This is a genomic window from Mesorhizobium sp. Arg314 (assembly GCF_053714275.1).
This window is the reverse complement of record NZ_JBSKBP010000032.1, coordinates 33,281-55,856: the sequence shown is the minus strand read 5'-3', so window position 1 is coordinate 55,856 and position 22,576 is coordinate 33,281. Positions and strand designations below refer to the sequence as shown.

Sequence of the window (22,576 nt, the reverse complement as noted above, 5' to 3'; positions counted from 1 at the left end):
GCGGGAGGATTAGGATGGCAAACGCGTGGAGCAACTGGTCGGGCTTCGTCACCGCTTCCCCAAAATTGATCGCCACACCCGCCGACGCAGGCGAACTGGCCGAGCTGGTGCGTTCGGCGCCCGGTCCGCTTCGCGTCGCAGGTGCCGGCTATTCCTTCACGCCGCTGGTGCAGTCCGACGGCACCATCGTCTCGCTGGAAAAGATCGAGGGGCTGGTCTCGCATGACGCAGCGGCTAACCGGGCGCGGGTGAGGGCAGGCACGCGGCTGGGCGCCCTGATGCACATCCTGCAGGACATCGGCCAGGGCCTGCCCAATATGGGCGACATCGATCGTCAGGCGATCGGCGGCGCGCTCGGCACCGCCACGCATGGCTCCGGCCCGACGCTCGGCGCCTATCACACCCAGCTCGAGGCGCTGCAGATCGTCGACGGGAGGGGAAAGCTGCGCGAGTTCAGCCGGGCGGGCGACCTGGACATGATCCACGCTACCGGTGTCGCGCTGGGCAGCTTCGGCGTATTGACCGAAGTGGCGATGAACAACATCGCGACCTACCGGCTGCGCCGCCGCAAATGGGTGCTGCCGATCGCCGACATGCTCCAAAACTTCGAGACGATGATGGCCGCGCATCGCTCGGCCGAGTTCTATTACATCCCGTTTTCCGGCTACGCCCAGTTCATCGCCAGCGACTTCAGCGACGCGGCACCCACGCCGCGGCCTACTGAAGACGATGAGGAAGGGCTGGCGACGCTGCGCGAGCTGCGCACCGTCTTGCGCTGGCTGCCGTCGCTGCGCCGCGCGCTGATCAGGGGCGCGGTGAAGAAAGTGCCGTCCGAGGATTATGTTCAGGACTGGCTCAATGTCTACGCCAGCGATCGTCGCACCAAATTCAACGAGATGGAGTACCACCTGCCTTACGAGGAAGGTTCCAACGCGTTGGCCGAGATCATCGCGCTGACGGAAAAGCACTTTCCGGAAGTCTATTTCCCGATGGAGGTGCGTTCGGTGGCGCCTGACGAATTCTGGCTTTCGCCCTTCCACAAAAGGCTGACCTGCTCGATCGCCATCCACCACGATGCGGCGAACGATCCGCTGCCCTTCATGCGCGCGGCCGAGCCGATTTTCCGGAAATACGGCGGCAGGCCGCACTGGGGCAAGATGCACAGCCTGAAGGCGGCGGATTTCAAAAATCTCTATCCGCGCTGGGATGAGGCGATGGCGGTGCGCCGCGACATCGATCCGCAAAACCGTTTCGTATCGCCCTACATGGCCGGCCTGTTCGGCATCGAGCCCAGTCCTTTTGGCACCCGACAATGAGCGCCTATTTCGCCGCGCTGTCGCAGGCGCTGAAAGCCGCCGACATTTTCCGGCCCTGCCTTGTGCTCGACCGCGACCGCCTGGACGGCAACATCGCGCAGGTAAAAAAGAGGCTGGCGCCGGGTCTCGCCGTGCGGCTGGTCGACAAGTCGCTGCCTTGCATGCCGCTGCTTTCGCACATCGCACGCGCGATCGGAACCAGCCGCTTCATGACCTTCCACCCGCCGGTAACGCAGGCCGTGCTCGATGCCTTTCCCGAGGGCGACCTGCTCTACGGCAAGCCTATGCCGGTGGGGGCCGCCAAGGCAGCGCTGACCCAAGGCAGCGCCGGCTGGTGGTCGCGCATCTGCTGGCTGATCGATACGCCGGAGCGGCTGGCCGAATATGGCGCGCTCGCTGCCGCGCTCGACACCGAATTGCGTTTCGCCTTCGAGGTCGATGTCGGCTTGCATCGCGGCGGTTTTTCCAGTCCTGGGGAGATCAAGGCGCTGACGATGCCGGAGCGCCTGCACTGCGAAGGCATCATGGCCTATGAGGCGCATGCGCCGGCGATACCGCGACTGTTCGGTGGTGCGGAAAAAGCACTGAAGCAGGCCTCGGCCAAAGCTGCGGAATTCGTCGCTGTCCTCGACCCGGACCAGCGCCGCATCCTCAACATCGGCGGCTCGAAGACGGCGCTGCTGCATGGTGGCGGGGTGGCCGACGAAGTGTCGATCGGCTCGGCCTTCATGCTGCCCAAGGATTTCGACACACCCGGCCTAAACGGCTTCCAGCCGGCGGCCTTCATTGCGACGCCGATCCTCAAGGCGCTCCATCCCGCGCTGCCGGGTCCATCGGCGGTTTCCCGCACGCTGCAGGCGCTCGGCCTCTTCCCGCGCAAGGGCTGCTATCTCTATGGCGGCAAGTGGATGGCCGAGCCGGTTTTTCCCGAAGGCATGAAGCCGAACGGTTTGATCGGACTGTCGTCCAACCAGCAGTTCATGGGCTTGCCGGCGGGTGCGGAAGTGACGCCGGGAGACTACGCTTTCCTGCGGCCGACCCAGAGTGAGGCCGTGTTGCAGCATTTCGGCTCGATTGCGGCTTTTTCCGATGGGCGCATCGTGGAGTTCTGGCCGGTGCTGCCGATGGGCTGAGAGGGCGCTTCAACGCTCGCGACTAGGGCCGGCCTCCGCGACCTCGTCATTCCAGGGCGGAGCGACGCGAAGCGGAGCGCAGACCCTGGAATCCATTCCCTTACCTTTCCGCTATTCAACGAATTGGATCCTTGGCACCCTCGACCCATCAAGCCTGTTCTCCAGCGTAGCACTCTCCGACCGCCGTCATGGAATGGATTCCAGGGTCTGCGCGCGTCGCTTCGCTCCTTGCTCCGCCCTGGAATGACGACGTTGTGTAGCGTTCCGCTCGCGTATTTATTGACTCAGTCAACTAAATGATTGATCCTGTCTATGACAGGAGGACTTCGCATGACCATCCACGATCATCCCGGCAAGGAACGCATCGACACGGTGCGCGCCTTCAATCGCTTCTACACCCGCCAGATCGGCCTGCTCGACGAAGGCCTTCTGAAAAGCCCGTTCTCGCTGACCGAGGCGCGGGTGCTTTATGAGCTTGCCCATCGCGACGGGCTCGTCGCCAGCGATCTGGTGCGCGACCTCGGTCTCGACCCCGGCTATGTCAGCCGTCTGCTGAAGAAATTCGAGGAACTCGGCCTGGTCGAGCGCGAAGCCACCGAGGCGGACGCGCGCCGCGCCTCGATCGCATTCACGTCGGCGGGCAGGGAAGCCTTCGCACCGCTCGACCAGGATTCGCACGACCAGGTGCGCGCGCTGCTCGATCGCCTGGCGCCGGCCGACCAGGAGCGGCTGGTAAAGGCCATGCGCGCCGTGCAGGACCTGCTCGGCGACAGGCACGAGCCCAAGGTGCCCTACATCCTGCGGCCGCTGCAGGTTGGCGACATCGGTTGGGTCACGCGCCGCCAGGGCATGCTCTACGCCCAGGACTATGGTTGGGACGAAACCTACGAGGCGCTGGTCGCCGAGATCCTCGGCGAGTTCGTCAAGAATTTTGTCCCGCAATGGGAGCGCCGTTGGATCGCCGAACGCGAGGGCGAGGTGGTCGGCTCGGTCTTCGTCGTACGCAAGTCCCCCAAGGTGGCGAAGCTGAGGCTCCTCTATGTCGAGCCCTCGGCGCGTGGCCTGGGCATCGGCCGGCGGCTGGTCGACGAATGCATCACCTTCGCGCGTGCCAAGGGTTACCGAACGCTGACGCTTTGGACCAACGACATACTGGGCTCGGCCCGCCGCATCTACCAGGCAGCGGGCTTCAGGCTGGTCGACGAGGAACGCCATCATTCCTTCGGCAAGGATCTGGTCGGCCAGACCTGGAATTTGGAATTGTAGCTCTTTTCCTTCTCCCACAAGAAGAGGAGAAGGGAGAGCCGTCTCACCCCTTGACCGGCAGCCAGATCTCCAGCCCGCCAGCGCCGGTGCGGGCATCGAATTCGGGTCCGTAACGCTCGAATTCCGGCGCGTCGGCGATTTCGTGGCCGGAAGTAGGCAGCCAGCTGTTCCAGATCGTGTTGACGGTACGGCGGATGGTCGAGACATGTTCGCGGTGCGAGAACACCGCATATTTCCGCGCCGGCACCCGCACCCGGTAGAAATCCCTGGGCAGGTCGGAGAAATCCGTCACCTCGACGCCGACGACATAGTCGAAATTGCCGGCATCGTCGCCATTGAGGCAGGCGCCGTAAAACAAGCCGGGCACCTCGCCGGGAATGTTGCCGATATAGGGGGCGAAACGCTGCCACTGCATCGGGATGCCGGCGCTGGACTGGCAGCTATAGCGCTCGCCGAAACCGGCGATGAGGAAGGCCCGGCTGGTCTCGAAGCGCGGCGGCTCTAGCGCGGTGAGAAGTGAACTGTCCATCAAGATGGGCTCCACGAGATCGAGGGTCTGGGTCGAGCCCTGCGCGCGCACCAGCTCCGGCGTGGTGCCGAACTCATCGCGAAAAGCCCGCGTGAAAGCCTCATGCGAGCCATAGCCGGCATCGAGCGCGACCGAGAGAATGTCACGCGCTCCGCCGGCCAGCTTGCGCGCCGCCTCGCTCAAGCGGCGCGCCCGCATATAGCCCATGACCGACCGTCCCGTGGCCGCACCGAAGGCACGCGTCACATGGAAGCGTGAGACCCCGCTGCTTGCCGCGACATCGTCGAGACTGATGGCGTCCGGCAGATGGCTTTCGACAAACCACAGCGCTTTCTCGGTCGGGTTCATGGCTCCTCGCATTTGGCCGGGCGACACTAGCCGCCGCACCGACAGCCAGTTTGATCGAAATTGCGCACCGGGTACAAATCTCCGTTCGACACGGCCGCATCTTCACCGGCCGCTAACCATGAATGCATCAGATGGCTGATATGTCGATTTGCCGGCTTCTTGGCGCAAAGCATCCACTTGAATAATAAGCACGCTTATTATAAGTATCGCTCATGGTTTCAGATGGCGTCGACAGATTGGGATTTTTGATCCACGACGTGCAGCGCCTGATGCGCAAGCGCTTCGAGGCGCGCGCCAGTGGATTGGGTCTTTCCTCGGCGCAATGGCGGCTGCTCGTCCGCGTCGCCAAGGAGGCCGGCGTCGCGCAGGCGCGGCTTGCCGAACTCCTCGAAATCGAGCCGATCAGCGTTTCGCGCCTGGTCGACCGCATGGAGGAGGGCGGCTGGATCGAACGCCGTCAGGACGCGACCGACCGGCGGGTGCGCATGATCTTCCCGACCGAGAAGGCAAACGCGGCCTATGCCGACGTCAAGAGCCTGGCCGGCGAGGTCTATGAGGAATCGCTGACCGGCGTGTCGGCGGAAGAACGCCGCGTCCTGATCCGGGTGCTCGACACCATCGTGCAGAATCTGACGGACGGCGAGACGTCGTCGATGGAAAAGATCAAGAATACAGAAGGGCAGGCAGCATGAACGCGTCAGCCAAGATAGAGGACGACAACGTCACCAAGCTGAATGCGCCGGTGCAGCCGGTCGCTAATGCGCCGGTGCAGCCGGTCGCTAATGCGTCGGTGCAGCCGGTCGCTGAAGCGCCGGCCCAGCCGGCGGCCGCTCCGGTTGCGGTGGCTCGCGAGCCGCGGCCCGCTCCGGCCGGGCCGAAGAAGAAGCGCCGCCTCGGCCGCTTCCTGTTGATGGTCGCCTTGCCGCTGGCCCTGCTTGCCGGCGGCTCGTATGTCTGGGTGACCGGTGGCCGCTATCAGGAAACCGAGAACGCCAACCTGCAGCAGGCCAGGATTTCGGTCGCCTCGGATACTGCCGGCCGTATCGTCCAGGTCGGCATCGCCGACAACCAGTTGGTCAAGCAGGGCGACCTTCTCTTCGTCATCGATCCCGAGCCTTACAAGATCGCGCTCGCCCAGGCCGATGCGGCGGTCGCCGCGGCGCGTCTCAATGTCGAGCAGCTGCGCGCCGCCTACAGCAAGGCGACGGCGCAGGAAAAGTCCGCCGGCAGCGAAGTCGAGTATGCGCAGTCGCAATATGGCCGCGCCGCCGATCTCGAGCAGAAAGGCATCAACGCCAAGTCCTCGCTCGATCAAGCCCGCAACGACCTCGACAAGGCCAGGCAGCAGCTGGCCGTCGCGGAGCAGGGCATCGTCGGCGCCAAGGCAGCGCTCGGCGGCAACCCGGACATCGAGACCGATAGGCATCCGACCGTGATGTCGGCGCTCGCCGCGCGCGACAAGGCTGCCTACGATCTGGCGCAGACAACGGTGAGGGCGCCGGCTGACGGCGTCATCTACCGGGCCGCCTCCTTCAAGGTCGGCCAGTACGTCGCCGTCGGCACGCCGCTGTTCGCGCTGGTCGAGAGCGGCGACACCTGGATCGACGCAAATTTCAAGGAGACCCAGCTCACCAACATGAAGCCGGGCCAGAAGGCCGAGATCGTCGTCGACACCTATCCGGGCCGCACCTTCGAGGCGACCGTCAAGGCGATCGGCGCCGGCACGGGCGCGGAGTTCTCGCTGCTGCCCGCGCAAAATGCCACCGGCAACTGGGTCAAGGTCACGCAGCGCATTCCCGTGCGCCTGGAACTGACCGATCCCGACGCCAAGATGGCGCTGCGCACCGGCATGAGCGCCACCGTCACGGTCGACACCGGCGTGGCGCGCGGCCTGCCGTCGATCTTCGGCCACGCCACGGCAGGGGAGCCGGCGCAGTAACGACAGCGACGCCCGCCGGGATAAGGCGGGCAAGGCAGGGGATTGGTCCGATGGGAGGAGTGGCGGGGATCAGCAAGGCAGGTCGCATGGCGGCTCGTTCGAAAGCTGAAACCTTGGCGCGGCCCCTTCGGTCCTCAGATTTCCGGGCGGCAGGATCCGCTCCAACAGAGACTTTCGGTCGATGTAACCCCCACATCGATAGTCGCGTCCCACCGCGATGAAGGTCTCTCAACGTAAGGGCTCGCCGCCCGGAAACCTAGGGCCGGATGATTTCAGGTCCGGTCGGCCTGAAATCTGAATCCGCCTCTAAATCAAAGAGATGGAGCATGATGTCGTCCGAAACCCGCGTCACGCTTTTCGGCATCATGCTCTAGTCTACACGTTTTGTTACCTGCTGGAAGTTCAGCAACATGAGCGCGCCCGAACCCTTCAAGGAAGTACCGCATCGCGGACTGATCACGGTCGCGCTGATGCTGGCGACGATCATGCAGGCGCTCGACACCACGATCGCCAATGTCGCGCTGCCGACCATGACCGGCGACCTCGGCGCTTCGCCCGACAACATCAACTGGGTGCTGACCTCCTATATCGTGGCCGCGGCGATCATGACGCCGGTCACCGGCTGGCTCGCCGACCGGCTCGGCCGCAAGGAACTGTTCCTCGCCTCGGTCGTCGGTTTCACCATCTTCTCGATGCTCTGCGGCCTCGCCTGGAGCCTCGAGACGATGGTGCTGTTCCGCCTGCTGCAGGGGGTGTTTGGCGCGGCCATCGTGCCGCTGTCGCAGACCTTCCTGCTCGACATCAACCCGAGGGAGCGCCATGGCCAGGCGATGGCGATCTGGGGCGCCGGCATCATGCTCGGGCCGATTCTGGGGCCGACGCTCGGCGGCTGGCTGACGGAAAACTTCAACTGGCGCTGGGTGTTCTTCATCAACCTGCCGGTCGGCATCCTCGCCTTCCTCGGCATGGCCGCCTATCTGCCGGTCATCGCCAAGCGCGTGCGCGGCTTCGACTTCTTCGGCTTCGCCATGCTCTCGCTCGGCGTCGGCGCGCTGCAGCTTCTGCTCGACCGCGGCGGCGAGGTGGACTGGTTCAACTCGGCCGAGATCTGGATCGAGCTCGCTTTGTCGATCACCGGCTTTTGGGTGTTCATCATCCACACGGTGACGGCCGAGCATCCCTTCATCGATCCAAAGATATTCCTCGACCGCAATTTTGTGACAGGCTTGGGATTCATCTTCGTCATGGGCGTGCTGATCCTGGCCTCGATGTCGCTCTTGCCGCCGATGCTGGCCAACATCTTCGGCTATCCGACCGTCACCATCGGCGTCGTGCTGGGGCCGCGCGGCATCGGCACGATGATCTCGATGCTGGTGGTCGGTCGCATCATGCACAGGATCGATGCGCGGATCCTCGTCGCCATCGGCTTCCTGCTCACCGCGCAGTCGCTCTACACCATGGCAAGCTTCACGCCGCAGATGGACAATTGGCTGATCCTCACCTCGGGTGTCGTCCAGGGCCTCGGCATGGGCATGGTGTTCGTGCCGCTGTCGACGGTCGCCTTCGCCACGCTCGACGCGCGCTACCGCACCGACGCCACCTCGCTGTTCAGCCTGGTGCGCAATCTCGGCTCATCGATCGGCGTGTCGGTGGTTGCGGCGCTGATGGTGCGCAACACGCAGATCAACCACACCGAGCTGTCGGCCTTCATCAACCCCTACAACCCGAACCTGTGGGCCGCGTCTCGGGCGGCCGCTGGCGGAGACCCCGCGGCACTGTCGCAGGTCGACCGCGCAGTGAACGTCCAGTCGATGATGATCTCCTATATCAACGACTTCAAAATCCTGATGGTGATGACGCTGGTCGCGATCCCGTTCGTGATCCTGCTGCGCAAGCCCAAGGCCGCGCCGGCGGGCGGCGCGCCGGCGGCCCATATGGATTGATGAAGCGGCCGGTCGGCCATCATGAAAATCGTGATTACCTGCCGAGCACCAGCGCCCAGTAGCGCAAGGCCGGATCGCGGCCGTCGCGTACATAGGCCAGCCCGAAGCGGCTGAAGTCGGGATCGAGCATGTTGCGGCGGTGGCCGGCCGAATGCATCCAGATGTCGAACAGTTTCTCGAGTTCGAAGCGACCCTCGGCGATGTTTTCGGCGGCAGCGCCGCGCACGCCATTGTCTTTCATGCGCGAGGCGAAATCCTTGCCCCAGCTTGTCGTGTGGCTCATGCGCTCGCGCGACGCCATGTAGCCGGCCTGTTGCAGCGCCGCCTGTTCGAGCTGCGTGTCGGGAGCCAGCGCCTGCAACCCGGCCGAGGTGCGAATGCCGCCAAGCGTCGCCGTCGCGGATGAAGAAGCGCCGGCGCCTTCTCCGGTCGGCACGGTGACGGTGCTGCAGGCGGCGATGCCGGCAAGCGCTGCGAGGCCGGCGGCCTTGAGCAGCGCGCGGCGGTTCAAATCGGCGGTGGTCGAGATGCTCATCCGGCCTCTGATACCCGCGATCGTGGCTTTTGCCGGGCAGCCGATGAAAATCGCGTGATGCGGCGACTTTTCCCGGAAGATCGGTTATGATGCGCTCGTTCTTGAAGTGGCAGCCACGGGCGGCCACCCACAGGCGGTGACCGACCAGCTTGATCTGGCGCATGATTGCTTTGCGAGAACCGTTCGGTTTTCGGGCTCATGCACTGACAAACGGAGGACGGTTATGGCCGGTTTTCATGTCATGACGGACGCGCACGGGATGCATGCGCAGCCCACGGTGCGCCGTATCTCCACCTCGGATCTTTGGGATGCGCTGAAGCTTGGCGCCGAGGATTTCTGGGCCAAGCCCTCGCATTATGTGTTCCTGTGCCTGATCTACCCGATCGTCGGCCTGATCCTGACGCGGTGGACCTCGGGTTCGAACGCCATACAGCTCGTCTATCCGCTGATGTCCGGTTTCGCGCTCATCGGTCCGTTCGCTGCCATCGGCCTCTATGAGATCAGCCGCCGGCGCGAGCTCGGCATGAACACCGACTGGCGGCATGCGCTCGATGTTCGCCATTCGCCGGCGCTGCCGTCGATCGCGGTCATAGGCATCCTGCTCTTCGCGCTGTTCCTGCTCTGGCTGTTCACCGCGCAGTCGCTCTACACCAGCCTGTTCGGCGCCGAGCCGCCCGCTTCGGTCGGCGCCTTTGTGCGCGACGTGCTGACGACCGGCAAAGGCTGGACGCTGATCCTCGTCGGCAACGCCGTCGGCTTCGTTTTCGCCGTTGTCGTTTTGGCCACCACGGTCGTCGCCTTCCCGCTCCTGCTCGACCGCGATGTCGGCGCCGTCTCGGCGATCGAAACCTCGGCCCGCGCGGTAATGGCCAACCCAGTGACGATGGCGCTCTGGGGCCTGACCGTCGCGGTATTGCTGGTGGTCGGCTCGATCCCGCTGTTTGCCGGGCTTGCCGTCGTCATGCCGATCCTCGGCCACGCGACCTGGCATCTTTATCGCAAGGTGGTCGAACCGGAGCAGGTCCGGCCCGTACGCCGTCCGATGTAGGATTGTGAGGGCTCGCTTCTAGGGTGCTTTGAGTTTCAGGTCAGGCCGGCCTCACCTGAATATCAATGCACCCTAGCGCTGCGCCTCGGTCGCCATCTTCAGCGCCAGCGCCGTCAGCACAGTGCCCATCATCCAACGCTGGACAACCAGCCAGAACGGCCGTCCGGCGAGGAAGGTGGCGATCGAACCGGCCGTCACCGCGATGATGGCGTTGACGGTGAGGCTGATCGAGATCTGCGTCACGCCGAGCACCAGAAGCTGCGACAGAACATGGCCCTTGGCCGGATTGATGAACTGCGGCAGCAGCGAGAGATAGAGCACGGCTACCTTCGGATTGAGCAGGTTGGTCATCAGGCCCATCACGAAAAGCTTGCGCGGCCTGTCCCGTGGCAACGCGCGCACCTGGAACGGCGAGCGTCCGCCGGGCTTGAGCGCCTGCCAGGCCAGCCACAAAAGATAGATCGCGCCGGCGAAGCGCAGTGCATCGTAAGCATAAGGCACGGCGAAGATGAGCGCGGTGATGCCGAAGGCTGCCGACATCACATAGAACAGGAAGCCCAGCGCCACGCCGCCAAGCGAGATCAGCCCGGCCCTCGGTCCTTGCGACAGCGAGCGCGAGATCAGGTAGATCATGTTCGGCCCGGGTGTAAGCACCATGCCAAGGCAGATCAGCGCGAAGGTCAGATGGTTGGCGGCGTCGGGCACGGCTTGATCTCCAGCCCCTGCGGCACGGACGGTCCGATGCCGGCGAGCATCCGACTTGTGCCTTGTGCCGCGAACGCGCACAAGGGCTTGCCGGCGCCGGCCTTTGCGCCAGAGCGGGCAGATGTCCTCAGGTGGTGGGCAGTCTCGGCCTGCTTCCTTGGCCACGTCCATATGGACGTCGCTGCGCTGCGCGGCTGCAAACGGAGGATGTCGTCTCCAGGCGTTGGCAGCCTTCTACTCACCGACGACCGAGGCCGCCGGACGAGGCGAGACTATAGGATCGGCATGGCGAAGGACGATCTTCCAGGCGCCTTCCTCGCGCCGAAATATAGTCGTGGTTCGAAGTGCTATCGGCACCAGTTTGTCGCTGCCGCCGACCTTGGATCGGACCCGCTCGATCTCAATGATGTAACCCAAATCCTTCGTTGCGTACTCGGAAATGCGCTCAAAGCCGATAACCTCGCCGTCCCGGTAGTTGGTAGCGGCACGATCCATCGTTTCGGCAGCTTTCCTCCATCCTTTGGCCGGTGGGCCGAATGGATTGGCGATGACGACGTCATCGCGTTGTGAATAGAGACTTTTCAAAGGCTCGGGGTCGCCCTTGACGAAGGCATCAACGGCTAAATGATCCTGCTCGATCAGTTTCGCGAGGTCGGCCAACATCTCAGCATCCCTCAGACGACAGACAAGAGGAAACTATCTGAAAATCAGCCCCTAGTCCTGCCTTTTCACTTCTTGTTGCGCCGGCATCCGTCTATGTGCCTACCCCACCACCCGCAGGTTCGACAGCTCGTTGGCGATTCCTTGAAATTGCCCGAAAGCGCCACGTCCAGCGTGTTCTTCAGCCGCACCTGCGAGCACAACTCGATCTGGATTGGCTTGTGCGCATCGCTATCTGATGCCGTCACGAGGGCATAGTCGGCGCGGCGGTCACGGCAGAATTGATGCCAGAATCTGCGCATCTCAGGCAAGCGGCTCTTCTTCGGATCAACTGACGATGCGCAGGTTCGACAGTTCGTTGCCGATTTCCCTGAAGTCGTCCGACAGCGTCGCGCCGGTCGAATTCCAGAACAGTTTCTTAGGCTTGCTGGGGTCGGTCGCATCCTTGCGGAAACGCGAGTCGGACGAGCAGGTCTTCAAGGCTGCCATCTGCGCTGCCTCGGCAGTGTTCCTGGAATCGAGGTCGAGCGCGATGGTCATGACGATGATGTTGGCGGCCTTGGCATTGTTGCACAGCGTGGCGAAGTGCTCGTTCATGGCCTTGGTGTAGTTGGCGTTCGAATAGTCGGTCTTGCTGACATTGCTGCTGGTGCCGAGGAACGGGCGGCCATAGCTGTAGGTAGTGTTGTAAGGCTTCAAATAACCCAGTGCGGAATAAGTAGATTTGGCACCCGCCAGGTCATTGTATCTGAGCGAGTTTGGTGTGTAGTAGGTATTGGCGCCGTCCGTCAGGACGATCAAAACCTTGTCATTGCCTTTTTCAGTTTCAGGGCGGCCCTCAGTAAATGGCGATGCGCTGGAAAGGGTTCTCCAGCCCCAGGCCATGCCTTCCGGCACATTGGTGGCGCCGCTGGCGGCCATGGCATTGATCGCCGTCTTGACCGACGTTGCGCCCGCGGTGGTCGATACGTCGGTGAGCGGCATGATCGCGGTGGTGCTGCAGCTTGTATTCGGTCCCTCATTCATCCCGTAGGCCGGGGTGACGGCGGTACCCGTAATGAAATACTTCGGCATGTAGCGCTGCCGCTCCGCGTCCGTGCCCGGCGATACATCGGCATGCCAATTGCTGTAGGCGGGCCGCGAAGATCTGTCGTTGTTGTCGGTTTCGTCCGGAGCGAACATCGGGACGAACAACGTCGCGGGATTCGACGTCGAGGCTGGAGTATCCTGAATGTTGTAGGGATACGGCCGTGATTCAACGCAGCCACCCCAACCGGCGACGCTGGCATAACTTGCGGGCGTCGTCGTTGTTGTGCAGACTTTGTTCCTGCCTGTGCCCGTACATGATGTCGTGGAGGTGGTGGTCGCTACACGCTGCATCTGCTTGTAGAGCGAAGTGCGCGTCAGTTCCCGATCCTTCTGGCTCGCATCCCAGCCGGTTCCGCGTGCGTACCAGGCGTCGCCAACCTTCTCCGCGTATTTGGTCGACCCCCATGGCGACCCCATCTGGCTCATTGTTGTCCAGTCGAAATTTTCATGATGGATAGGGGAGATGCCCTTCGTATCCATCCAGCTTGCTGCTTCGTTACTTGCACCGACATTGACAGAGGCAGCGAAGGGAACCAGGCTGAACTGAACCGGCTTGGAGACCTGCTTCATCAGTTGCGCCTGGCCGGCAAGCTGATCGACAAGCTGCTTGGCCGCGCCCTTTAACAGGTCGAACCGCACCTGGTTCGAGACGCTGATATCGGTCATCGAGCCCGAATTGTCGAGCACCAGCGCCACTTCCAAGGTGTTCTTGAGGCGGATTTCAGATCTGGCCGAGAAGCTGATGTTCGTCTGGCCCGGGGTTCCGCCAAGCAGCGCGACCGCGGCCGGCAGGAAATAGGGCCGGTACGTCACAGCGGCCTCGAGAACCAGCGCGCCGCCGCCCGCATTGTTGCTCGGCAAGGTGACGGTCAGCGTCGTGTTCGCAGGGAGAACGTGCCTGAGATTGGCCTCGAAGAATGTCTTGGCATAGGCTTTGGCATCGGCGTCGCTGGCGCCGGCGACGATTTGCTGCGCCGTCGCGATGCCGGCTGCATCCAGTGCGTTCAGCGTCTGCTGCCGCTCCCGCACCAGCTCGGTATAGTCGACCGCCAGCGCCACGGCGCCCATCAACGGTATCATCGTGATGACCGTCATCAAGGCGTAGTTTCCCCGCCTATCGTGAAAAAAATCGCGGATCATTGCACTTACCCCCGCCAAGGACCCATGTTGATATACGACGATGGTCGTAGTCACCCTGCTACGATGGTCGTAAATCGTTAAATTTCAGCTTGCGCGAAACAATCAAGAACGCACCGCGTTTTTGACGGCGCATTAACCCTGTGCTTCCGGGTGGGCGATATCACGGCTCGGTGCGGGGATCGGGAAAGCTCGTGACAGGATGAAAGGCTTCGGTTATGCGGGACCGGCCGTGGCGGACCCGCTGCCGCGGCCTTGCCAGAGATCAAAATCAGGGACACGGCATGGCGGATTCGCCTGACATCATCGCTTCGCTCGACGATCTTGCGGGGCGCTACGCCGCCATCCTGTGCGACGTATGGGGCGTCGTGCACAATGGCGAATGGCATTTTCCGGCCGCCGCCGCCGCTCTCGCCCGGGCGCGCGCGTCCGATGTGCCTGTCGTGCTGATCACCAATTCGCCGCGTCGCAGCGCCGACGTCGTTGCCCAGATGAAGGTCATCGGTGTTCCCGCCGATGCCTGTGACCGGGTCGTTACCTCCGGCGACGTGACGCGCGACCTGATCGCCGATGGCCCGAGGAAGATTTTCCATATCGGCCCCGACCGCGATTTCACACTCTATGATGGGCTCGACGTCGATCTCGTCGAGGAATTCGAGGCCGCCGGCATCGTCTGCACGGGGCTCTATGACGACGAGGTGGAAAAGCCCGCCGACTATGCCGGGCTGCTGCGGCGGCTGCGTGCCCGCAATCTGCCGTTCATCTGCGCCAATCCGGATATACTGGTCGAGCGCGGCGAGCGCACCATCTGGTGCGCCGGCGCGCTCGCGCGAGATTACGCACAACTGGGCGGCCGCACGCTGATTGCCGGCAAGCCTTTCGCGCCGATCTATGATGTCGCCATGGAGGAGGTCGCCGGATTGCTCGGCCGCGCCGTCGAGCGAAGCGAGGTTCTCGCCATCGGCGACGGCATGATGACCGATGTCAAGGGCGCGGCCGACAACGGCTTTGACGTGCTCTATGTCTCGGGCGGCATCCACGCGCGTGAGCATGGCGACGATCCCGCGCGGCTGGCGGGCTTTCTCGAAAAGCACGGCTACCGGCCGGTCGCCGTCATCCCGCGTCTGCAATAGGTTGGTAGTCTGACCATGACGGGCGCCTCGACATGACGCAAGCCTTCGAACGTCTTTCCGCGGTCGCGCCGCTGCCCGCGCATCTGCGCGGCGGCGTCGTGGCGATCGGCAATTTCGACGGCGTCCATCGCGGCCACCAGTCCGTGCTGGAGCGCGCGCTGGCTGAAGCCCGACGCGACGGCGTGCCCGCTTTGGTGCTTACTTTCGAACCGCACCCGCGCAAGGTGTTCCGCCCGGAGGTGCCGCTCTTCGTGCTGACGCCGCCGCCGATGAAGGCGCGGCTGCTCGCCGGGCTTGGCTTTGCCGCCCTGGTCGAACAGCCGTTCACGCGCGATTTTGCCTCGCTCTCCGCCGAGGCTTTCGTGACCGATGTGCTGGAGAAGAATCTCGGCATCCACCACGCGGTCACCGGTTTCGACTTTCATTTCGGCAAGGACCGCCAGGGCGGTCCGGCTTTTCTGATGGCGGCGGGTGAACGGCACGGCTTCGGCGTGACGCTGGTCGACGCCTTCCGCGATGAAGGCGCCGAGGTGGTCTCGTCGAGCCGCATCCGGGGGCTGCTGGCCGAGGGCAAGGTGGAGGAGGCCGCCGGCCTGCTCGGCTACCGCTTCACCGTCGAGGCCGACGTGATCGGCGGCCAGCAGCTTGGCCGCACGCTGGGTTTTCCCACCGCCAATATGCGGCTTTCGCCGGAAGCAGCCTTGAAGGAAGGGATCTACGCCGTCCGCTTCCGTCGCGCCGACGGCACGCTTCATGATGGCGTCGCGAGCTTCGGCCGCCGCCCGACCGTCGACGACAATGGCGCGCCGCTGCTCGAGACTTACGTCTTCGATTTCTCCGGCGATCTCTATGGCGAGACCTGCGAGGTGTCGTTCTTCGGCTTCCTGCGCCCGGAGCTCAAATTCGACGGCCTTGACGCGCTGGTGGCGCAGATGAAAAAGGACGAGGCCGAGGCGAGGGCGCTGCTGGCGGGCGTGCGCCCGCTCTCGCAGCTGGACGCCGAAATCGCGTTCTAATGCATGTCGCCCAGAAATGTACGCGGTTCTGGGACAACGACATGCATAAAAACCGGGACTTAAAGCGCGTCGCCTGAAGCCGTTTCAGCGCGACGCGCTTTAGCAGGTTGCTGAAAAAGTCGTGCACCGACTGCCAAGCAAGTCGGAATTGGAGTCCAAACGAGAATCGAAAAGCGAACAAAACAGAATCAAAGCCAAGAGTCGGCCGGACCAAAAACGTTTTTCAGCAGCCTGTTAGATCGTCCTTTTGCTTCTACCGCTTCAGTGCCAGCCCGATGGCAATAAAGCTCCAGCCCTGGAAGATCAGGTCTATCGCCAGGAACATGCCGAGCACCCACAGGCTGTTGACCGGCCAGCCCATGGCGATCATCAGCCCGAGCAGGATGGTGATGATGCCTGCAACGAGGAGCCAGCCCCAGCCTTGCTCCGGCCGGTGATTGAAGGCGACCCAGGCTCTCAGCAGTCCCGAGGCGACAAGCGCGATCGCGAGCAGCAGCGTCAGCACCGCCGAAGCAAGCAGCGGGTTGTCGAACGCGAAGAAGCCTGCGACCGCGTAGAGCAGGCCGCTCAGCAGCCAGTAGAAGAACCGTCCCCATGTCTTGACGCCGAAGGCATGGATGATCTCGATGACGCCGGCCATCAGCATCAGCCAGCCGACCACATAGACCGAGGCCACCGTGGCGATGAACAGATTGCCGAAGGCGATGCCGCCGAAGATCAGCAGCAGCACGCCGAGCGCCACGAACCATCCCCATTTGTCCCGCGTCTGGCCGATTGCGTCTTTCAAGGCGCCACCTTGCAAAGTCATGTGTTTCTCCCTCGGATCGCCGCGCAACTTGCGGTCGAAAGAAGCGTAGTCCCGATGGCCGCGTGCGTCCAGCGAGCAGGGCGTCGGTGCGAAGCGCTGGGACCGCCGCCGTTAGCTGGCTATTTGCCGGTCGATCGCCCTGGTCGGCTGCGGACGGTTGAAGCCGTCGGCGGGCATGCGGCAGCCTTGAGTGTCGTCAGGGCCGGACTTCGCCGGCGAACGGCGCAAGCGCCGCCTCCAGCGTCTCCCGGCCAGCCTGCTCCCAGCTTCGCGCCACGAATTCGCCCGCCTTCGCCTCATACGACGCGCGGGCCTCGGGCGAGGCGATCCACCGCCGCATGGCGTCTTCCCATCCTTCGACGTCGAGTGGATCAAGGCAGAGCCCCAGCGGACCGACGACTTCGGCGATGGCTCCGCCCGTCGAGGCGATCAGAGCCTTTCCGTAAGCCAGCGCCTCGACGGGCGGCAGCCCATATCCCTCATAGAGCGACGGGTACACGCAGAACGCGCTGTTCCGGTAGAGGAGGGACAACGTCCCATCGTCGACATTGTCGAGATGGATGAGGCTCTTGCCATAGTCGGGATGGCTGTGGAGCTTCGCCAGGATGCCGTCGACCATCCAGCCGCCGCGTCCGACGAAAACCAGCTTCATGCCGCCATGCGCGACCGTTCCGTCCAGAACGAGGCGCCGCCAGACGTCCATAAGCAGCGAATGGTTCTTGCGCGGTTCGATGGTGGAAACGAACAGGATATAGCGACCCGTCTCAAGTCCGTCCGGCAGACGGCCGTCCGCCTTCGATTTGCGGGCACTGTCGCAGCCGAGCGGGACATGTTTCAACGCCGGCAAGTGGATGCCGAGCCTGGCGGCATGCTCCTCGACATCAGCGGTGACACGCTTCGACGTCAGGATGAAGCGGTCCGCCAGTCTGATCGCCAAATTCACATAGTCCGTGAATCTCCTGACGTCATGCGGCTTGTACCAATCGGGAAACTGGATCGGGATGATGTCGTTCAGCAGCACGATCAGTTTTGCGCCGGCCGAGCGGCACTCGCGCGAAATTACCTCGATATCGGTGTGCGCCCAGTCATTGTTCATCAAAAGCAGATGGTCGCCGGGCGCCAGGTCGTATTTGTTGCCGGCCACAGTCCGCAGCGGCACGATCCGAACGCGTGAACCGTCGTCGCGAGCAACCAGCCGCCGCTCGTTTGCCTTCATCAGCCGGTTTTCGATCCGCTCAAGCAAAGGAAGAAGACTGCTGCCGGGATTGCACCGGCTGAACGCGCCGATTTCCGTTATCAGGATCCGGCGCGGTCTTATGATCGCCATCAGCAACTGCCGCGCCCAGTTCGGCCAGCGATCGTAAAACCGCATCTTGATGCGGGCCGGGTCCGGATAAAAATGCATGTCGCATAAGACGTCTCCGGCGATGATTTCCGCCGCCATTTGCGGCGAGACCTGCCGGAGGACCCGGTCGATCGGGTCGAATACCGTGAACGCTACCTCGGACGTCTTGAACGCCGCCGCCGCCGCCGTGTAGCGGCGTTGCACCCGGACCAGACCGACCGGGGGGCCAAGCCAGCGCGCCATGCTCGTGAGATCGACGACAAGCCGCCGCATCAGTTCGGCCGCATTTTTGCGGGGCGCGCGATCATCCTGCGCCAGGCCAGTCGAGGTCCGAGCGCGAGCGTCCTGAAAGAGGGCGCGCCGACAGCCGCGAGGAACAGCAGCTTGCAGGTGATGGCCAGGGGTATGCCCGCGGTCCGCAACAGCAATTCGATGTCGCGTCTTTCCAGGCCGGAGACAGCGACCCCCGTGGCGGCGCGCCATGCCAGAAAGGCTCCGATGGCCTGCGCGGGTTGGCCGTTTGCGTCGAACGGCTCGGCGCGGGAGCGACGCAACAGCGCCGACAGTCTGGCCAGTGCCGCGGCCGCCTTTTGCTGATCCTCCTTCATGCGCGATACCTGCCCGGGGTGCGAACGCAATTTGACCAGCCGCGCATCCATATTGGCCAATTTTCCTGTCTCGGAAAGCCGCAGCCACAGATCGTAGTCCTCGGCATAGGTGAATGCGCGACGATAGCCTCCCACGCGCCGAACGGCCTCGGTCCGGAACATCACCGTCGGATGAAGCATGGGATTGTATCTGGCAAGCGCATCTCGCAACTGTTCGTTGCCGATGGGAACGTCCATCGGCCTCAACGGCTTTCCGCCCCGGTCGATCTGCAATCCCGCCGTACCGAGCAACTGCAAGTCGGCATCCGCGTCGAAACACGCCACCTGCAGGCGCAATCTGTCGGGCAGCGAGACATCGTCGCAATCCATGCGCGCCACGAGAGGGGCCCGCGCGAGCGAAATCCCCATGTTGAGCGCGTCGACGATCCCCTTGCCGCGATTGGCGACAATTTTGACGCGGCCATCGCGGTCGCCGAGCGACGTCGCGATCGCGGCGCTATCGTCCGAAGAGCCATCGTCGACGACGATGACTTCGATATCGGCCAGATCCTGGTCCAGGATGCTTTGCAGGGCTTCGCCGACATACTGCGCGCCGTCTCTCACCGGAATGATCACACTTACTGTCGGCAATAGAACTTCCTTGCGATTATCGGGCATGACCGAACGACCGTTGAATCCGATTTGGGTACGGGGTGGTTGCGGCCTGGACCCAAAGTTCCATCCCAGAGTTCGATCATTGTGTCGACTGTCAATCTCATTGTCGCGCCGACCTGAGCGAGGCCTGAAGGGCGGGCTCGAGCAAGCGTAGAACCGCCTCGCGCTTTTTCGCCTTCAACGAGAGGTCGCCGTCGAGGCCGACCTCATGAAGCCAGCTTCCCCGCCATTCGCAATAGGCCTGCCTGAGTTCAATTCCGGGCAAGGCCGCGAATGCGGTTATCGGCCGTTGCGGCACTGCGTTCGGGTCCACATCCCGATACAGCACCTCCCAGTTGGCCCCCCCGGTATCGAGGCCGGCGAACCAGTCGAGCCCGAAATCGAGAGGCTTGCGGCCGACGGCGTCGAATCGAAAGAAACAATAGCCCGCCCACAAATACCATCGCGCACCCGCCCGGCGGAGGTCGCCGTAAAACGCCACGTCTTCAAGAGGTTCGAAGGGATTGCATGGCTGCGTCGGAAAGAGATCCTGGTCCAGAAATCCGAACGCGGCCGGCGCGGCGGGCTTTAGAACATTGCGCCACATCCAGTTGAGCGCCGCGCCGTGGGACCGGCTCGGATTTTTCACGGTCCAGGGATTGGCCGGCAGCCTGACATAGGCGGCGCCTCGGGCCGCGCATACCTGCCTGTTCTCGCGTGCGCAAGCTTCGCTGACGCTGTTGTCGGCCACGATGTGGAGATCGTGGCGAACAAGGCCTCCGGTCAGCCGCAACTGCAGATCCAGGCACTGGGCATCGCCGAACGCGATAGTAAGCAGGACATGGCGACCCCGGGCGGCATCGCGGATGTCCGGGATGTCGCCATCCCTGACCGGCTGGCCCAGGAACCTCCGGTCGATCTTCCGGTAACGGGCGGTCTTGATGGCATGTATCGGCGGCTGCAGCCTCAGCCATTGCCGCCAGTCGTATTCGCGCAGGGCCTTTGGCACGGGTACGGCGGCTTTCAGTCCAGCCTGGCTTTGCAGCCGCGATCGACCCGAGGAATCTTCATCAGCGCGCTCCAGCTGGCTTTGGGGGAAAGAACTCGAACGCGACAGCATTCAAGTCTCTTGATAACGGGCTATATACCGCATATTCGTGTTTTCAACACGATCAACATTTAAGCGCCCTGCTTTGTTTGTTTGAGCGGAGAGGTCTGGAGCGCACCCGGAGTGTCTCTTCGTCGATCCGACTTGAGTAAGAGGGCGCTCCGGAAAATGCGATGAGAATCTGCTGCGCGATCTCTGCCCTCTTTATGAATGGAGGTCTGCAAAGGGATTGTCTCAATATCAGCGACCGACTGGTCAGGCGCGGCCATTCCGTCACAATCCTGACGACACGCCAGGTCGGTCATGTCGAGAGCTCGGCGACGATAAAAGTCCAACCGGCGCGCGTTATCTCCAATCCGGGCACCGAATATGCGCTGGGAAAGATCCTGCTGACGGCCAGGCGAGACTTCGACTGCGTGGTAGGTTTCAACAAGATGGCGGGCCTGGATATCTACTATGCCGGCGACCCGCCTTATTTTGCCTCGAAGCTTGGATGGTGGCGGCCGTTTTCGCCCCGCTTCATTCGCCAGCAAAAGCTGGAATCGATGATCTTTGCTCCTGGCCACGCCGTGGAGATCATCGCGCTCAGCGAACACCAGGCGGCGCTTTACCGCGATTTCTGGCGAACGGAAGAATCGCGCATCCATGTTGTCGGCCCGACGCTCGATCCGAAACGCCGCAGACCGGAGCTGCTGACCGCCGATCGCAATGAAATCCGCGATCGTTTCGGGCTTCCACGCGAAGCCGTCATTGCCTTGACCATCGCCAACAGAATGAAGGTCAAGGGTCTCGACCGGGCGGTAAAGGCCCTTCAGCCGTTCTCGAACATCCATTGGCTGGTGGCCGGTCTTCGAAAGGACAGCGAGGAGGAAACCCGGCTTCGCGGTCTGATTGCCAAGTCCGGCATGTCGGAACGGGTCATCCTCGTGGGTATCCAGGAGGACATCCCGGCGATTGTGGTTGCGAGCGATTTCATGCTGCATCCGGCGCGCCTGGAAAATACGGGCACAGTGATCCTGGAGGCCCTCGCAAATGGCCTGCCGGTCATTGCGTCGGCCGCTTGCGGATATGCAAAATATGTCGAAGCCAGCGGGGCGGGACTGGTTGTGGCCAGTCGCGACGATCCCGAAATCTGGCGGCAGGCAGTCCTGAAAGCCGGCAACCCCGCGATCCGTGCCGAATGGCACCAGGCGGCCCTGGCCTATGGCGCGTCAACGCCGCTGACCGGTGGACTGGAAACTGCCTGCGATCTGATCGAGACGTCGCGCGGCAATCGGCGCGTTGGTTAGTTCGCCTGTCGGTTCCGATGTTACGACTTTAAGTCAAATTTTACCGAACGCACGGCATGGCTTGGGTGCTGGCAGATGGTGTTGCCGGCGTGTTTCGCGTAAGGGGTGACGATGCGTATTGTCGGGAAGATTCCGCTGGCCGTCGCCGTAGGTCTGTGCACCGCGCCTGTCGCCCAGGCGGGCGAAGGCAGCTGGATATCCGGCGACTGGTACCTGACGCTCGGTGCCACCGGCCTCGTCGCGCCGAATTTCGAGGGCGGCAAGAAATATATGTTCAGCGCCCAGCCGATCATCTCGCTCGGCAAGGTCGGCCCCGAGGCGCGCTTCACCTCGCGCAACGACAACATTTCGCTGGCGCTGATCGATGACGGTTCCGTGCGCGCCGGCCTCACCGGCAAGTTCATATTCTCGCGCGAGAGCAAGGACGAGCTCAAGGGCCTCGATCCCGTGCGCTGGGGCGGTGAGGCGGGCGGCTTCTTCGAGTTCTATCCGCTGGATTGGGTGAGGGCGCGGGCGGAATTGCGGCACGGCATTCGTGCCCATAACGGCTTCGTCGCGGACATCGCAGCGGACGCCTTCTATGACATCACGCCGACGGTGCGCATTTCCGGCGGTCCGCGCGTCTCCTTCGCCTCTTCCGACTATTTCGACGCCTATTACGGCGTCAACGCCAAGGAAGCGGCGGCTTCGGGCTTGAGCGAGTACCATCCGGGCGGCGGGCTGAAGTCGACGGGCCTCGGCGGTGCGATCACCTGGAAGGTGACCGAGCCGATGACGGCGAGCGTCTTCACCGAATATTCGCGCCTGATGGGCCCGGCTGCCGATTCCAGCCTGGTCAAGGAACGGGGCAACCGTGACCAGTGGACCTTCGGTGTGTCGACCACATACCGCTTCAATTTCACGATGTAGGCCGCAAAAGCGGCCCCACGCCTTGAAATCCGTGCTTTATTCCTGCCGCGCCATCCGCTAAAAGCCACGCCATGACGAG

20 protein-coding genes are annotated in these 22,576 nt (G+C 63.1%); 11 read left to right on the top strand and 9 right to left on the bottom strand.

Annotated elements, in window-relative coordinates; genetic code table 11:
- Window positions 1-14: 14 nt before the first annotated feature.
- The 3 genes from ACWGS9_RS26090 to ACWGS9_RS26080 all read left to right on the top strand — a co-directional run bounded on the left by ACWGS9_RS26090 (window position 15) and on the right by ACWGS9_RS26080 (window position 3,715).
- Complete coding sequence (locus tag ACWGS9_RS26090; RefSeq protein WP_454507965.1) at window positions 15-1,316, top strand: D-arabinono-1,4-lactone oxidase; 1,302 nt, start codon at window positions 15-17, stop codon at window positions 1,314-1,316.
- On the top strand, window positions 1,313-2,449 hold the full coding sequence (locus tag ACWGS9_RS26085; protein ID WP_454507964.1) for an alanine racemase: 1,137 nt from the start codon (window positions 1,313-1,315) through the stop codon (window positions 2,447-2,449). Before ACWGS9_RS26090 ends, ACWGS9_RS26085 begins: the two co-directional genes overlap by 4 nt.
- A gap of 330 nt (window positions 2,450-2,779) precedes the next feature.
- Window positions 2,780-3,715 (top strand): bifunctional helix-turn-helix transcriptional regulator/GNAT family N-acetyltransferase, encoded by a 936-nt coding sequence (locus tag ACWGS9_RS26080; RefSeq protein WP_454507963.1) that lies wholly within the window; start codon window positions 2,780-2,782, stop codon window positions 3,713-3,715.
- 43 nt (window positions 3,716-3,758) lie between these two features.
- Here the strand turns inward: ACWGS9_RS26080 and ACWGS9_RS26075 are convergent, their stop codons facing one another.
- On the bottom strand, window positions 3,759-4,592 hold the full coding sequence (locus ACWGS9_RS26075) for an AraC family transcriptional regulator (protein WP_454507962.1): 834 nt from the start codon (window positions 4,590-4,592) through the stop codon (window positions 3,759-3,761).
- A gap of 212 nt (window positions 4,593-4,804) precedes the next feature.
- Here ACWGS9_RS26075 and ACWGS9_RS26070 point away from each other — a divergent pair, with 212 nt between their 5' ends.
- The 3 genes from ACWGS9_RS26070 (at window position 4,805) to ACWGS9_RS26060 (ending at window position 8,474) form a co-directional block, all read left to right on the top strand.
- The gene (locus ACWGS9_RS26070; RefSeq protein ID WP_454507961.1) at window positions 4,805-5,284 is read left to right on the top strand and encodes a MarR family winged helix-turn-helix transcriptional regulator; all 480 of its coding nucleotides are present in this window, start codon (window positions 4,805-4,807) and stop codon (window positions 5,282-5,284) included.
- Window positions 5,281-6,531 (top strand): HlyD family secretion protein, encoded by a 1,251-nt coding sequence (locus ACWGS9_RS26065; protein ID WP_454507960.1) that lies wholly within the window; start codon window positions 5,281-5,283, stop codon window positions 6,529-6,531. Before ACWGS9_RS26070 ends, ACWGS9_RS26065 begins: the two co-directional genes overlap by 4 nt.
- Before the next feature lie 410 nt (window positions 6,532-6,941).
- Entirely contained in the window at window positions 6,942-8,474 is a 1,533-nt protein-coding gene (locus tag ACWGS9_RS26060; protein WP_454507959.1) for a DHA2 family efflux MFS transporter permease subunit, read from the top strand.
- Between the two features lie 34 nt (window positions 8,475-8,508).
- On the opposite strand, the gene ACWGS9_RS26055 is transcribed toward ACWGS9_RS26060, so the two are convergent.
- A complete protein-coding gene (locus tag ACWGS9_RS26055; RefSeq protein ID WP_454507958.1) occupies window positions 8,509-9,009 on the bottom strand; it encodes a CAP domain-containing protein in 501 nt (166 codons plus the stop codon).
- 223 nt (window positions 9,010-9,232) lie between these two features.
- Here ACWGS9_RS26055 and ACWGS9_RS26050 point away from each other — a divergent pair, with 223 nt between their 5' ends.
- On the top strand, window positions 9,233-10,057 hold the full coding sequence (locus ACWGS9_RS26050; RefSeq protein ID WP_454507957.1) for a DUF2189 domain-containing protein: 825 nt from the start codon (window positions 9,233-9,235) through the stop codon (window positions 10,055-10,057).
- A gap of 72 nt (window positions 10,058-10,129) precedes the next feature.
- On the opposite strand, the gene ACWGS9_RS26045 is transcribed toward ACWGS9_RS26050, so the two are convergent.
- The 3 genes from ACWGS9_RS26045 to ACWGS9_RS26035 form a co-directional block, all read right to left on the bottom strand.
- Window positions 10,130-10,762 (bottom strand): LysE family translocator, encoded by a 633-nt coding sequence (locus ACWGS9_RS26045; RefSeq protein ID WP_454507956.1) that lies wholly within the window; start codon window positions 10,760-10,762, stop codon window positions 10,130-10,132.
- Window positions 10,763-10,996: 234 nt separating this feature from the next.
- Complete coding sequence (locus ACWGS9_RS26040; protein ID WP_454507955.1) at window positions 10,997-11,425, bottom strand: YybH family protein; 429 nt, start codon at window positions 11,423-11,425, stop codon at window positions 10,997-10,999.
- 324 nt (window positions 11,426-11,749) lie between these two features.
- Window positions 11,750-13,651 (bottom strand): pilus assembly protein TadG-related protein, encoded by a 1,902-nt coding sequence (locus ACWGS9_RS26035; protein WP_454507954.1) that lies wholly within the window; start codon window positions 13,649-13,651, stop codon window positions 11,750-11,752.
- A gap of 281 nt (window positions 13,652-13,932) precedes the next feature.
- Between ACWGS9_RS26035 and ACWGS9_RS26030 the strand changes: the two genes are divergently transcribed.
- Window positions 13,933-14,781: a TIGR01459 family HAD-type hydrolase gene (locus ACWGS9_RS26030; protein WP_454507953.1), complete on the top strand. Its 849-nt coding sequence runs from the start codon at window positions 13,933-13,935 to the stop codon at window positions 14,779-14,781.
- A 32-nt stretch (window positions 14,782-14,813) separates the two neighbouring features.
- Window positions 14,814-15,797, top strand: coding sequence for a bifunctional riboflavin kinase/FAD synthetase (locus ACWGS9_RS26025; protein WP_454507952.1), 984 nt, complete (start codon window positions 14,814-14,816; stop codon window positions 15,795-15,797).
- 253 nt (window positions 15,798-16,050) lie between these two features.
- On the opposite strand, the gene ACWGS9_RS26020 is transcribed toward ACWGS9_RS26025, so the two are convergent.
- The 4 genes from ACWGS9_RS26020 to ACWGS9_RS26005 all read right to left on the bottom strand — a co-directional run bounded on the left by ACWGS9_RS26020 (window position 16,051) and on the right by ACWGS9_RS26005 (window position 20,311).
- Window positions 16,051-16,605 carry an HdeD family acid-resistance protein gene (locus ACWGS9_RS26020; RefSeq protein ID WP_454507951.1) on the bottom strand — a complete coding sequence of 185 codons (555 nt, stop codon included), beginning with the start codon at window positions 16,603-16,605 and terminating at the stop codon, window positions 16,051-16,053.
- Window positions 16,606-16,801: 196 nt separating this feature from the next.
- On the bottom strand, window positions 16,802-18,223 hold the full coding sequence (locus tag ACWGS9_RS26015; RefSeq protein WP_454507950.1) for a glycosyltransferase family 4 protein: 1,422 nt from the start codon (window positions 18,221-18,223) through the stop codon (window positions 16,802-16,804).
- Window positions 18,223-19,173, bottom strand: coding sequence for a glycosyltransferase (locus ACWGS9_RS26010; protein ID WP_454507949.1), 951 nt, complete (start codon window positions 19,171-19,173; stop codon window positions 18,223-18,225). The genes ACWGS9_RS26015 and ACWGS9_RS26010 overlap by 1 nt, the downstream gene beginning before the upstream one ends.
- 139 nt (window positions 19,174-19,312) lie before the next feature.
- Entirely contained in the window at window positions 19,313-20,311 is a 999-nt protein-coding gene (locus ACWGS9_RS26005; RefSeq protein ID WP_454507948.1) for a hypothetical protein, read from the bottom strand.
- 161 nt (window positions 20,312-20,472) lie between these two features.
- Here ACWGS9_RS26005 and ACWGS9_RS26000 point away from each other — a divergent pair, with 161 nt between their 5' ends.
- Together ACWGS9_RS26000 and ACWGS9_RS25995 are read left to right on the top strand one after the other, a co-directional pair.
- Window positions 20,473-21,588 carry a glycosyltransferase family 4 protein gene (locus tag ACWGS9_RS26000; RefSeq protein ID WP_454507947.1) on the top strand — a complete coding sequence of 372 codons (1,116 nt, stop codon included), beginning with the start codon at window positions 20,473-20,475 and terminating at the stop codon, window positions 21,586-21,588.
- Window positions 21,589-21,699: 111 nt separating this feature from the next.
- Window positions 21,700-22,497, top strand: a complete 798-nt coding sequence (locus ACWGS9_RS25995) for a MipA/OmpV family protein (protein WP_454507946.1) — start codon at window positions 21,700-21,702, stop codon at window positions 22,495-22,497.
- Window positions 22,498-22,576: the final 79 nt, after the last annotated feature.

What these genes read in the sequence shown, in the direction of transcription:
- ACWGS9_RS26000 (WP_454507947.1), top strand. Translation starts at nt 20,473, where the DNA reads ATGAGAATCTGCTGCGCGATCTCTGCCCTCTTTATGAATGGAGGTCTG.
- ACWGS9_RS26070 (WP_454507961.1), top strand. Translation starts at nt 4,805, where the DNA reads ATGGTTTCAGATGGCGTCGACAGATTGGGATTTTTGATCCACGACGTG.
- ACWGS9_RS25995 (WP_454507946.1), top strand. Translation starts at nt 21,700, where the DNA reads ATGCGTATTGTCGGGAAGATTCCGCTGGCCGTCGCCGTAGGTCTGTGC.
- ACWGS9_RS26040 (WP_454507955.1), bottom strand. Translation starts at nt 11,425, where the DNA reads ATGTTGGCCGACCTCGCGAAACTGATCGAGCAGGATCATTTAGCCGTT.
- ACWGS9_RS26005 (WP_454507948.1), bottom strand. Translation starts at nt 20,311, where the DNA reads ATGCTGTCGCGTTCGAGTTCTTTCCCCCAAAGCCAGCTGGAGCGCGCT.
- ACWGS9_RS26030 (WP_454507953.1), top strand. Translation starts at nt 13,933, where the DNA reads ATGGCGGATTCGCCTGACATCATCGCTTCGCTCGACGATCTTGCGGGG.
- ACWGS9_RS26035 (WP_454507954.1), bottom strand. Translation starts at nt 13,651, where the DNA reads ATGATCCGCGATTTTTTTCACGATAGGCGGGGAAACTACGCCTTGATG.
- ACWGS9_RS26020 (WP_454507951.1), bottom strand. Translation starts at nt 16,605, where the DNA reads ATGACTTTGCAAGGTGGCGCCTTGAAAGACGCAATCGGCCAGACGCGG.
- ACWGS9_RS26065 (WP_454507960.1), top strand. Translation starts at nt 5,281, where the DNA reads ATGAACGCGTCAGCCAAGATAGAGGACGACAACGTCACCAAGCTGAAT.
- ACWGS9_RS26050 (WP_454507957.1), top strand. Translation starts at nt 9,233, where the DNA reads ATGGCCGGTTTTCATGTCATGACGGACGCGCACGGGATGCATGCGCAG.
- ACWGS9_RS26025 (WP_454507952.1), top strand. Translation starts at nt 14,814, where the DNA reads ATGACGCAAGCCTTCGAACGTCTTTCCGCGGTCGCGCCGCTGCCCGCG.
- ACWGS9_RS26060 (WP_454507959.1), top strand. Translation starts at nt 6,942, where the DNA reads ATGAGCGCGCCCGAACCCTTCAAGGAAGTACCGCATCGCGGACTGATC.
- ACWGS9_RS26055 (WP_454507958.1), bottom strand. Translation starts at nt 9,009, where the DNA reads ATGAGCATCTCGACCACCGCCGATTTGAACCGCCGCGCGCTGCTCAAG.
- ACWGS9_RS26090 (WP_454507965.1), top strand. Translation starts at nt 15, where the DNA reads ATGGCAAACGCGTGGAGCAACTGGTCGGGCTTCGTCACCGCTTCCCCA.
- ACWGS9_RS26015 (WP_454507950.1), bottom strand. Translation starts at nt 18,223, where the DNA reads ATGCGGCGGCTTGTCGTCGATCTCACGAGCATGGCGCGCTGGCTTGGC.
- ACWGS9_RS26075 (WP_454507962.1), bottom strand. Translation starts at nt 4,592, where the DNA reads ATGAACCCGACCGAGAAAGCGCTGTGGTTTGTCGAAAGCCATCTGCCG.
- ACWGS9_RS26080 (WP_454507963.1), top strand. Translation starts at nt 2,780, where the DNA reads ATGACCATCCACGATCATCCCGGCAAGGAACGCATCGACACGGTGCGC.
- ACWGS9_RS26085 (WP_454507964.1), top strand. Translation starts at nt 1,313, where the DNA reads ATGAGCGCCTATTTCGCCGCGCTGTCGCAGGCGCTGAAAGCCGCCGAC.